Annotated in this window: 8 protein-coding genes; 3 read left to right on the top strand and 5 right to left on the bottom strand. The window is 71.9% G+C overall.

Going from position 1 to position 11,585, the window contains the following annotated elements; translation table 11 throughout:
- Positions 1-182 precede the first annotated feature (182 nt).
- The 5 genes from ABZ914_RS36140 to ABZ914_RS36120 all read right to left on the bottom strand — a co-directional run bounded on the left by ABZ914_RS36140 (position 183) and on the right by ABZ914_RS36120 (position 6,931).
- The gene (locus tag ABZ914_RS36140; RefSeq protein WP_500198796.1) at positions 183-2,681 is read right to left on the bottom strand and encodes an ABC transporter permease; all 2,499 of its coding nucleotides are present in this window, start codon (positions 2,679-2,681) and stop codon (positions 183-185) included.
- On the bottom strand, positions 2,678-3,508 hold the full coding sequence (locus ABZ914_RS36135) for an ABC transporter ATP-binding protein (RefSeq protein WP_433154350.1): 831 nt from the start codon (positions 3,506-3,508) through the stop codon (positions 2,678-2,680). The genes ABZ914_RS36140 and ABZ914_RS36135 overlap by 4 nt, the downstream gene beginning before the upstream one ends.
- 347 nt (positions 3,509-3,855) lie before the next feature.
- Entirely contained in the window at positions 3,856-4,536 is a 681-nt protein-coding gene (locus ABZ914_RS36130; protein WP_307799995.1) for a response regulator, read from the bottom strand.
- 177 nt (positions 4,537-4,713) lie between these two features.
- Entirely contained in the window at positions 4,714-5,937 is a 1,224-nt protein-coding gene (locus ABZ914_RS36125) for a sensor histidine kinase (RefSeq protein ID WP_500198794.1), read from the bottom strand.
- 160 nt (positions 5,938-6,097) lie between these two features.
- A complete protein-coding gene (locus tag ABZ914_RS36120; RefSeq protein ID WP_241755664.1) occupies positions 6,098-6,931 on the bottom strand; it encodes a PD-(D/E)XK nuclease family protein in 834 nt (277 codons plus the stop codon).
- A gap of 239 nt (positions 6,932-7,170) precedes the next feature.
- Between ABZ914_RS36120 and ABZ914_RS36115 the strand changes: the two genes are divergently transcribed.
- From ABZ914_RS36115 to arc, 3 genes are all read left to right on the top strand, one after another.
- Positions 7,171-8,358, top strand: coding sequence for a site-2 protease family protein (locus ABZ914_RS36115; protein WP_500198793.1), 1,188 nt, complete (start codon positions 7,171-7,173; stop codon positions 8,356-8,358).
- A 113-nt stretch (positions 8,359-8,471) separates the two neighbouring features.
- The gene (locus tag ABZ914_RS36110; protein ID WP_500198791.1) at positions 8,472-9,416 is read left to right on the top strand and encodes a tRNA (adenine-N1)-methyltransferase; all 945 of its coding nucleotides are present in this window, start codon (positions 8,472-8,474) and stop codon (positions 9,414-9,416) included.
- A gap of 338 nt (positions 9,417-9,754) precedes the next feature.
- The gene (arc, locus tag ABZ914_RS36105) at positions 9,755-11,518 is read left to right on the top strand and encodes a proteasome ATPase (RefSeq protein ID WP_190857189.1); all 1,764 of its coding nucleotides are present in this window, start codon (positions 9,755-9,757) and stop codon (positions 11,516-11,518) included.
- Positions 11,519-11,585 lie beyond the last annotated feature (67 nt).

The following is an 11,585-nucleotide window of genomic DNA, read 5'->3' as shown; positions in this document are numbered from 1 at the left end:
GGCAGCCGCCCCTGACACCGGAGCGGTCGTCTCCAGAGCGTCGTCTCCAGAGGGCGACCCTCTGCCTCCCGTCACGCGGCACCGGTGCTGGTCGACGCCGGCCGCTCGCGGTGTCCTCGCGACACGCCGAAGCCCCGGCCCCCCGCTGAAGGGGGCCGGGGCTTCGGGACGGGAGCCGCCGGTCAGTCCGTGGAGATGGCCTTCAGCACGTCCATCCGACCGGCGCGCCACGCCGGCCACAGCGCCGCCAGCACACCGATCACCGCGGCGACCACCAGGTACACCGCCAGCGTCCCGTACGGCACCGCCAGCACGCCGAGCCCCTGGCCCTTCAGCGCGTTCTGCAGCGCCGCCCCGAACGCCACGCCGATGCCCATCCCGAGCACGGCGCCGAACACCGCGATCACGATCGACTCGACCCGGATCATCCGCCGCAGCTGGCGGCGGCTGATGCCGATCGCCCGCAGCAACCCGATCTCCCGGGTCCGCTCGATCACCGACAGCGCCAGCGTGTTCACGACCCCGACCGCCGCGATGATCACCGACATGGCCAGCAGGATCGACAGGAACGTCACGAACCCGTCCACCTGCTTGCGGGCGTCCTTCTTCAGCGACGACTGGTCCGACACCTTCAGGTTCGGGTACGCCTTCAGCGCCGACTCGATCGATGCCTTCGTCGTGGCGTCCGTCTTCGCCGCGTTCACCAGCACCGCGTCCACCGACGGCCGCACCGTGTGCCGCAGGTACACCTGCTCGGAGACGATCCGGCCGCCGATGAGGTCGCTCTTCTCGAAGATCCCCGTCACCTTCAGCTGCTCGGTCTTGCCGTCCGGGAACAGCGCCGGCACCGTCGACCCGACCCGCCAGCCGTTGTCCTTGGCGGTCGACTCGTTCACCATCAGCCCGCCCGCGCCGATCGCGGTGCTCCCCGACACCATCTTCAGTCGCGCCGCCTTGGCGATCACGCCGACGTCGCCGGACATGTACGTGCCGCGCTTCCCGGCGATCTTCGCGGTGCCCTCGTAGGTCGGCGACGCCGACTCCACCCCCGCCGCCGCCTTGATCTTCTGCGTGGCGTCCGCGGTGATGTCGCCGCCGGTCGCCTGCACGAGGTAGTCCGCGCCGAACTGCGCGTCCACCTGCTCGTCGATCGACGCGCGCATCGTCGCGCCCAGCACGTTCACCGTGGTGATCAGCGCCAGGCCGATCATCAGCGCCGCGGCGGTCGCGGCGGTGCGGCGCGGGTTGCGCAGCGCGTTCTGCCGGGCGAGCCGGCCCGGCGCGCCCATCAGCCGCGCGAACGGCCACCCCAGCACCTTCACCACCGGCACGCTGATCACCGGCGCGAGCATCGCGACCCCGATGAACACCGCGAACGCGCCCCCGCCGACCGGCACCGCCGGGTTCCCGCCGCCGCCGGCCAGGCCCACCGCGATGAGGCCCGCGCCGAGCAGCGTCAGCAGCGACCCGAGCGCGACCCGGATCCGCAGCGTCCGCTGCGGCAGCGCCACGTCGTCGCGCATCGCCGCGACCGGCGGGATCTTCGCCGCGCGCCGCGCCGGGAAGTACGCCGACACCACCGTCACCACGATCCCGACGACGTACGACCAGACCACCGGCGTGAGGGTGAACGTCAGCCCGCCCGAGCCGGCGTCGCCCATCTGCGTCTGCAGCAGCGCCGCCAGGCCCGCGCCGGCCGCCAGGCCCAGCGTCGACCCGACGACCCCGACCGCGACCGCCTCACCGATCACCGCCCGCGTCACCTGCGGGCGGGCCGCGCCGATCGCGCGCAGCAGCGCCAGCTCCCGGGTCCGCTGCGCCACCAGCATCGAGAACGTGTTGAAGATGATGAACGCCCCGACGAAGATCGAGATCAGCGCGAACGCCAGCAGGAACGTGCGGAAGAACCCCATGATCTGCGCGACGTCGCTCTTGTTCTCGTCGCGCATCTTCGTGCCGGTGACGGCCTCCACGCCGTTCGGCAGCACCTTGGCGACCCGGTCCCGCAGCTGCGTCTCCGACGGGCCGGTGGTGCCCATCTCGATGTCGCTGAAGTAGCCGGGCTTCAGCATCAGCCGCTGCGCCGTCGGGGTGTCGAACGCGGTGACGCTCGCGCCCATCAGGTTCCCCGTGTCGATCAGCCCGACGAGCCGCATCCGCTGCGGCGGCCCCGACGACACGACCCCGACGGTGTCGCCGACCGCCAGTCTCCCCTTCTTCGCGGTCTCCGCGTCGATGATCACCTCGCCGGGCCCGTGCGGCACCCGGCCCGTCTTCAGGTCGAACGACCCGTCGGCGTTCCAGTTCGTGCCGAGCTGCGGCGGGCCCTGCCCGCCCGAGCCCACGATCTTCCCGTCGCGGCCCACGACGGCTGCGTACCCGTTCACGTTGCCCTGCGGGTCCTTCACCCCGTCGACGCCCTTCAGCGCCGTCAGGACCGACGCCGGCACCGGCTGCGCCGCCCGCCCGTCGTTCTCGCCGCCGACGACCTTCTTGGCCCGCACGTCCACGGCGACGTTCTTGCCGACCCGGCTGAACAGGTCGTCGAACCGCTTGTTCATCGTGTCGGTGAAGATCAGCGTGCCGGCCACGAACGCCACGCCGAGGATCACCGCGACGGCCGTCAGCACCAGCCTGATCTTGTGCGCCGCCAGGTTGCGGAGCGTGACCTTGCCCATCATCGCGCCGCGACCCCCGGCCCGTGCCCGCCCGGCGCGGCCGCCGGTCGGCCCGCCGTCTCGAAGCCCTTCATCCGCTCCAGCACCCGCTCGGCGGTCGGCCCGGTCATCGTGTCGACGATCTGCCCGTCCGTCAGGAACAGCACCTGGTCGGCGTACGCCGCCGCGGACGGGTCGTGCGTCACCATCACGATCGTCTGCCCCATCCGGGTGACCGAGTCGCGCAGGAACGACAGCACCTCCGCGCCGGACCGCGAGTCCAGGTTCCCGGTCGGCTCGTCCGCGAAGATGATCTCCGGCTGGGACGCCAGCGCCCGCGCGCACGCCACCCGCTGCTGCTGCCCGCCCGACAGCTCCGTCGGCCGGTGCTTCAGCCGCGGCCGCAGCCCCACGGTGTCGATCACCTCGTCCACCCACGCCCGGTCGGCCCTGCGGCCCGCGATGTCCATCGGCAGCGTGATGTTCTCCAGCGCCGTCAGCGTCGGGACCAGGTTGAACGCCTGGAAGATGAACCCGATCTTGTCGCGGCGCAGCCGGGTCAGCTGCTTGTCCTTCAGCCCCGTCAGCTCGGTGTCGCCGATGAAGACCTGCCCGGAGTCCACCGAGTCCAGCCCCGCCATGCAGTGCATCAGCGTGGACTTCCCGGAACCCGAGGGGCCCATGATCGCGGTGAACCGGCCGCGGGGGATCCCCACGGTCACCGAGTCGAGCGCGACCACCTGGGCGTCGCCGCGCCCGTACACCTTGGCGATCTGATGGGCCCGTGCGGCGAAGTCGCCCGCCCCGGGCGCGGAGTGCGCGTCAGCGGTCGATGGGGCGGTGTTCGTCACGTGAACTCCCCTGTGTGAGTGGATGAGGTGGAAAACGAACTGCTGCGGGCCGCGATTCGTCCCCCCGCCGGCCCACCACACAGAACAGTAGAAGTCCGACCGCCTCCGGAGATGCACCCCAGGAATGGACTTACCACTCCATCCGTGGCAGGAGACGCCCGACCCGCGTCGTCCTACCGGAGTAGGGGACCGGCCGGCGAAAGAGGGGGCGGCTCAGGGACGCCCCCTGACCCCGCACCCACCGGACACCGCCTCACCAGCCCGGACACCACCCGCACACCCTCAGGGACGGCCCCCTCTGGCGCGGCCCGGAAAAGCCGCCGCCAGAGCCGCCGCACCGCCCGCGATCAGCCCTGCCCCGGGCGGCTCAACCCGGTCTCGTACGCGTACACCACCGCCTGGACCCGGTCCCGCAGCCCCAGCTTCGCCAGCACGTTCCCGACATGGGTCTTCACCGTCGTCTCGCTCACCACGAGCTCCGCGGCGATCTCCGCGTTCGACTGGCCCCGCGCCACGTGCGCCAGCACCTCCCGCTCCCGGGCCGTCAACGTGTCCAGCCCCGGCGGCGGCGCCGCGTCCCGCACCGCCGGCAGCCGCGTCGCGAACCGGTCCAGCAGCCGCCGCGTCACGCTCGGCGCCACGATCGCGTCGCCCTCCGCCACGATCCGGATCGCCTGCACCAGATCCTCCGGCGGCGAGTCCTTCAGCAGGAACCCGCTCGCCCCCGCCCGCACCGCCTCGATCACGTACTCGTCCAGATCGAACGTCGTCAGGATCAGCACCTTCGGATCGTGCGACGCCGCGCCCTCCCGGATGATCCGCCGGGTCGCCTCGATCCCGTCGACCCCCGGCATCCGGATGTCCATCAGCACCACGTCCGGCAGCAGCGACCGCGTCATCTCCACCGCCGCCGCGCCGTCCCCGGCCTCACCGACCACCGCGACGTCCGCCTCGGCCTCCAGGATCAGCCGGAACCCCGTCCGCAGCAACGGCTGATCATCGACGAGCAGCACCCGCACCGCGCTCACCCGGCCACCCCGCTTGCGTCCATCGTCCCCGCTCCTCGCCTAGCACCGGCCATCGTCACCCTATGCCCTCCCCGCCCCGGCGGCGCCCCGCAGCGCCTCCGCGGCCGCCATGCGGCCGCCGCGAGCCGGGCGGGGTCGAGCGCCTCGCGAACCGCCCACCCGGAGCGGCGCCACCGCTCACGCCTCCAACGGGAACCGCGCCCGCACCCCGAACCCCCCGCCGACCCGCGGCCCGATCCGCAACTCGCCCCCGTACAGCGCCACCCGCTCGTACATCCCCACCAGCCCGTGCCCCGGATTGTCCGTCCCGTCCGCCACGATCGTCGCCGTGCCCCGGCCGTCGTCCTCGATCTCCACCGTCAGATCCGCGTCCGTGTAGTACAGCCGCACCCACGCCCGCGCCTGCGCCCCCGCATGCTTCAACGTGTTCGTCAGCGCCTCCTGGATCAACCGGAACGCCGCCACGTCCACCCCCGGCGACGGCGTCCGCGCCTCCCCCTCGATCCACAGCTGCACCGACAGCCCCGTCTCCCGCACATGGTCCAGCAGCTCCCCGAGATCCCCCAGACCGGGCTGCGGCGCCAGCTCCCGCCCCGCCTGGTCGGCGTCCCGCTCCGTCCGCAGCACCCCCACGATCCGCCGCATCTCGCTCAGCGCCGTCCGCCCGACCTCCTCGATCGTCGACATCGCCTCCCGCGCGCTCCCCGGATCCCGGTCGATGATCCGCCGCGCAGCCCCCGCCTGCACCGTCATCACGCTCACATGGTGCGCCACCACGTCGTGCAGTTCCCGAGCGATCCGCGACCGCTCCTCGATCCGCGCCGCCCGCGCGTCCGTCCCCCGCGCCCGCTCCAGCCGCGCCGCCCGATCCTCCAGCTCCGCGAAGTACGCCCGCCGCAACCGCAGGTTCCGGCCCAGCACCCACACCCCCGCCACCAGCGCGCAATCGCTCACCAGCACCACCGGCGACGTCCCCACCGGCAGCATCACCAGCGACACCAGGAACGACACGAACCCCGCCACGCCCCCCAGCGCGCTCTGCGCCAGCCCCCGGTGCGCCGCCAGGCTGTACACCGCGATCAGGAACGACATCACGTCCGGCACCGACGGCGGATACCCCCACACCGTCAGCGTCAGCTCGCCCGCCACGACCACCAGCAGCACCGGCAGCGGATGACGGCGCCGCCACGCCAGCGCCATCGTCACCACCACGACGATCAGCCCGTTGACCGCGTCCGGCGCCCGGAACGCCGCGTAGTCACCGCTCTCCGGGAAGTCCTGCAGGTACATCTGCGGCAGACCCACCAGCAGCAGCCCGGCCGCGAGCAACGCGTCCGCCGCCTGCGGACGCGCCTGCAGCCAGGCACGAAAAGTACGAAGACCACGGATGCGGGGTGACACGACTATCACCCTAGGAGGTCACAGCAGGTCGCGACCCCTCCTGCGCGCGGATCCGCGATCCTCCCCAAGGATGACCCCGCACGCCGCCTCTCCGCCCCGCGGCGGCGGGGCCCCTACGCCCCGCGGCGCCCGGAGCCCCGCACCGCTACAGGTCGCACCGCTACAGGTCGTCGCGCTCCCGCACCGCGCCGCCCTCCGCCGCACCCTCCAGATCCGCCGGAGACGGACGCCGCACCGGAACCGCGGGCAGCGGCGGGGGAGTGCCCCCGAACTCCGGACACCGCTCCTTGTGATCGCACCAATCGCACAACCGGCTCGTCCGCGGCCGCCACTCACCCGAATCCATCGCCCGCCGGATCGCCTGCCACAGAGCCTCCACCTTCCGCTCCGTCGCCCGCAGATCCCGCTCGTCCGGCTCGTACCGCAGCACCTCGCCGTTCCCCAGATACATCAACTGCAGCAACCGCGGCACCCGCCCCTGCAACCGCCACAGCACCAGCGCATAGAACTTCATCTGGAACAGCGCCCGCGCCTCGAAATCCGCCCGCGGCGCCGTCCCCGTCTTGTAGTCCACGATCCGCACGTCCCCCGACGGCGCCACGTCCACCCGGTCGATGTACCCCCGCAGCTTCAACCCCGAATCCAGCACCGTCTCCACGAACAGCTCGCGCTCCGCCGGCTCCAGCCGACGAGGATCCTCCAGCGTGAAGTACCGCTCCACCATCCGCTCCGCCTGCGTCAGCCACTCCGCCCGCTCGGCCTCCCCGGCCTCGCCGTCCCCGAACAGCCCGCCCAGCTCCGGCTCCGCCGACAGCAGCCGCTCCCACTGCGGCCCCAGCAGCTCCAGCGCCGCCCCCACCGTCCGCCCGCCCGCCGGCAGGTCGTACAGCCGCTCCAGCACCGCGTGCACCAGCGTCCCCCGCACCGCCGCCGGCGACGGCCGCTCCGGAAGCCGATCGATCACCCGGAACCGGTACAGCAGCGGACACGTCATGAAATCACCCGCCCGCGACGGCGACAGCGACCCCACCACCTCCACCCCGCCCCCACCCCGCGGAGACGGAACGGACACCTCACCACCGGTCTCGGTCGTCGTCATGGCACAGCAGCGTAGGCGACGCCCCCGACGAAATCCCGCACCCCCGCGCACCCGCCGGGATCCCCCGCCCACCCGCCGAGATCACCGCGCACCGCCACCCCGACCCGCCCCAACGGGGCCGTAGCATCGGATATGTGACCAACACCGCGCCCCCGACCCAGGGCAAGACGCCCGCCGGCGACCCCCGCCCCCGCAAAGGCGGCCCCGACGCCCGGCCCGGCCTCTACATGGGCCGCCCCTTCGGCGTCCCCGTCTACGTCTCGCCCAGCTGGTTCCTGGTCGCCCTCCTCGTCACCGTCATGTTCGAAGGCCAGGTCAACGGCGTCATCGACCGCCCCCTCAGCTACCTCGTCGCCTTCGCCTACGCCGTCCTGCTCTACGGCTCCGTCTTCGTCCACGAGCTCAGCCACGCCGTCACCGCCCGCGTCCTCGGCCTCCCCGTCCGCTCCGTCACCCTCCACATCCTCGGCGGCGAGACCTCCATCGAACGCGAGGCCGCCACCCCCGGCCGCGAATTCCTCATCGCCTTCGCCGGCCCCCTCGTCAACCTCGTCCTGGCCGGCCTCGGCCTCCTCGCCCACGCCGTCCTGCCCCTCCCCGACGTCGCCCTCCTCCTCATCGACGCCCTCACCTTCGCCAACCTCCTCGTCGGCGTCTTCAACCTGCTGCCCGGCCTGCCCCTCGACGGCGGACGCCTCGTCCGCGCCGCCGTCTGGAAGGCCACCGGCCACAGCCGCAGCGGCGCCATCGTCGCCGGCTGGATCGGCCGCGCCGTCGCCGTCGCCTGCCTCATCGCCGGCGCCTACCTCGCCACCTACCGCACCGACGGCGGCACCGGCGGCATCGGCTGGCTCGCCCTCCTGTGGTCCGCCCTCGTCGCCTCCTTCATCTGGGTCGGCGCCACCCAGGCCATCCGCGCCGAGCGCTTCCGCGACCGCGTCCCCCTGCTGTCCGCCCGCCGCCTCGCCCGCCGCGCCACCCTCGTCACCGCCGACACCCCCCTCGCCGAGGCCATCCGCCGCGCCCACGCCGACCAGGCCGGCGCCCTCGTCATCGCCGACCACGACGGCAACCCCCAGGCCCTCGTCAGCGAGAAGGCCGTCACCGCCACCCCCGAGCACCGCCGCCCCTGGATCACCGTCGGCGAGCTGTCCCGCGGCCTCGAACCCGACCTCGCCCTCCCCGCCGACCTCGCCGGCGAGGACCTCATCACCGCCCTCCGCCGCAACCCCGCCTCCGAGTACCTCCTCACCGAACCCGACGGCCGCGTCTACGGCGTCCTCGCCGTCACCGACGTCGACCGCGCCTTCGCCGGCGTCTGACCCCGCCCCGCCCACCCGCGCCGACGGCCCATCCCCACGGCCCGCCCCACCAGCCCGCCCGCGCCCGGACGGACGGCCTGAGCTCCACCCGCCCGGCGCTAGCCTTGACCACCATGAGCGAACCCCGGCCCACCGAGCCCGCACCGTCCACCGGCCGCATCCCGCACGGCCCGTTCCGGCCCGGAGACCAGGTTCAGCTCACCGACCCCAAAGGCCGCATCAACACCATCACCCTCCAGCCCGGCAAGCTCTACCACTCCCACAAGGGCTCCGTCCCCCACGACGACATCATCGGCAGCCCCGAAGGCACCGTCTACCGCTCCAGCGGCGGAGTCGAATACCTCGCCTTCCGCCCCCTCCTCGCCGACTTCGCCGTCCGCATGCCCCGCGGCGCCGCCGTCGTCTACCCCAAGGACGCCGCCCAGATCGTCGCCATGGCCGACATCTTCCCCGGCGCCCGCGTCATCGAGGCCGGCGCCGGCTCCGGCGCCCTCAGCTGCTTCCTCCTGCGCGCCGTAGGCGAACACGGCCTCGTCTCCTCCTACGAGCGCCGCCCCGACTTCGCCGACATCGCCCGCGCCAACGTCGAGAAGTTCTTCGGCGGCCCCCACCCCTCCTGGCGCCTCACCGTCGGCTCCCTCGAGGACGCCCTCACCGAGACCGAGGCCGACCGCGTCGTCCTCGACATGCTCGCCCCCTGGGAGACCCTCGACGCCGTCGCCAAGGCCCTCATCCCCGGCGGGATGGTCTGCGCCTACATCGCCACCACCACCCAGATGTCCCGCGTCGTCGAGGACCTGCGCGCCCACGGCGCCTTCGCCGAGCCCTACGCCTTCGAGACCCTCCTGCGCTCCTGGCACGTCGACGGCCTCGCCGTCCGCCCCGACCACCGCATGGTCGGCCACACCGGCTTCCTCGTCACCGCCCGCCGCCTCGCCGACGGCGTCACCCCGCCCGCCCGCCGCCGGCGCCCCGCCAAGGGCGCCCACCCCGTCCCCGAGACGCCCGCCTCCACCCCCGAAACGCCCGCGTCCCCCGAGACGCCCGCCGAATCCTGACCCCCTCCGCGGGCCGCCCCCGCCCGCGGAACTTCGCAAAACACCCGCCCCGTAGACGAGCGCACTGCGACGGGCTTGCAATAAGCACAGCGACACGCCGTGTGCCACCCCACACACCCCGAAATCGACAAACCCTCCACCCCGACACGCCCCCACACCCAAAACCCCAGGTCCGCGCAGCACAACACCACCACCAACACCACCCCCGGCCCGCCCCCCGAACACCACCCGAACCACACCCGCACGACACGAGTACCGAATGGGCAGGTTACGGAAGCCCTCCAGATAGGTAGGGTCTCAGTAGGTCGTCGGCTCTCTTCGTGAGGAGGTGACGGGGCGTGGCCGCTCGTGACGATGCTGGGGCGCGCAGGGCGCAGCACGACAAGGAGGTCAGGGACCTCCAAACGCAGATCTCCTTCCTGGAGGAGGAGATCTCCGTGCTGCGCCGCAAGCTCGCGGAATCCCCGCGCCAAGTACGTGTCCTGGAAGAACGCCTCCATGAGGCACAAGCGAACCTGGCCGCCGTAACAGGCCAGAACGAGCGACTCGTAGCGACCCTCAAAGAGGCTCGCGAACAGATCGTGGCGCTCAAGGAGGAGGTCGACAGGCTCGCGCAACCACCCTCCGGATTCGGGGTCTTCCTCGAATCCCGAGACGACGGAACCGTCGACATCTTCACCGGCGGACGCAAGCTGCGCGTCAACGTCAGCCCCGCCGTCGACGTCGACGAACTCCAACGCGGCCAGGAGGTCATGCTCAACGAGGCCCTCAACGTCGTCGAAGCGCTCAAGTTCGAAGAGCAGGGCGAGGTCGTCATGCTCAAGGAGCTCTTCGACGACGGCGAACGCGCCCTCGTGATCGCGCACGCCGACGAGGAACGCGTCATCAAGCTCGCCGAACCACTCCGCGGAGTACCCCTCCGCGCCGGCGACTCCCTGATGCTCGAACCCCGCTCCGGCTACGCCTACGAGAAGATCCACAAGGCCGAGGTCGAAGAACTCGTCCTCGAAGAGGTCCCCGACATCTCCTACGAGGAGATCGGCGGACTCGGCTCGCAGATCGAGATGATCCGCGACGCCGTCGAGCTGCCCTACCTGCACGCCGACCTGTTCCGCGAGCACAAGCTCCGGCCGCCCAAGGGCGTCCTCCTCTACGGACCGCCCGGATGCGGCAAGACCCTCATCGCCAAGGCCGTCGCCAACAGCCTCGCCAAGAAGGTCGCCGAACAGACCGGCAAGGAGGGCAAGAGCTTCTTCCTCAACATCAAGGGCCCCGAACTCCTCAACAAGTACGTCGGCGAGACCGAACGGCACATCCGCCTGGTCTTCCAACGGGCCCGCGAGAAGGCCTCCGCCGGAACCCCGGTCATCGTCTTCTTCGACGAGATGGACTCCATCTTCCGCACCCGCGGATCCGGCGTCTCCTCCGACGTCGAGAACACCATCGTCCCGCAGCTGCTCAGCGAGATCGACGGCGTCGAGGGGCTGGAGAACGTCATCGTCATCGGCGCCTCCAACCGCGAGGACATGATCGACCCCGCGATCCTGCGGCCCGGCCGCCTCGACGTCAAGATCAAGATCGAGCGGCCCGACGCCGAAGCCGCCAAGGACATCTTCTCCAAGTACATCCTCAGCGGCCTCCCGCTGCACCCCGACGACCTCAAGGAGCACGGCGGCTCCGAAGAGGCCACCGTCGAGGCCATGATCCAGCGGACCGTCGAGCGCATGTACACCGAGAGCGAGGAGAACCGCTTCCTCGAGGTCACCTACGCCAACGGCGACAAGGAAGTCCTCTTCTTCAAGGACTTCAACTCCGGCGCCATGATCCAGAACATCGTCGACCGCGCCAAGAAGATGGCCATCAAGCAGTTCCTCGACACCGGCCAGAAGGGCCTGCGCGTCAACCACCTCCTCGCCGCCTGCGTCGACGAGTTCAGCGAGAACGAGGACCTGCCCAACACCACCAACCCCGACGACTGGGCCCGCATCTCCGGCAAGAAGGGCGAACGGATCGTCTACATCCGCACCCTCGTCTCCGGAACCAAGGGCGCCGAAGCCGGCCGGTCCATCGACACCGTCGCCAACACCGGCCAGTACCTGTAATCCGCACCACACGAACGGCCACGCGGCGGGCCCCCCCCCCCCCGGGGGGGCCCCCCCCCCCCCCCCC

The sequence above is a fragment of the Spirillospora sp. NPDC046719 genome (assembly GCF_040645715.1).
In the GTDB taxonomy this organism is placed as follows: Bacteria; Actinomycetota; Actinomycetes; order Streptosporangiales; family Streptosporangiaceae; genus Spirillospora.
This window is presented reverse-complemented; position numbering and strand designations above follow the sequence as displayed.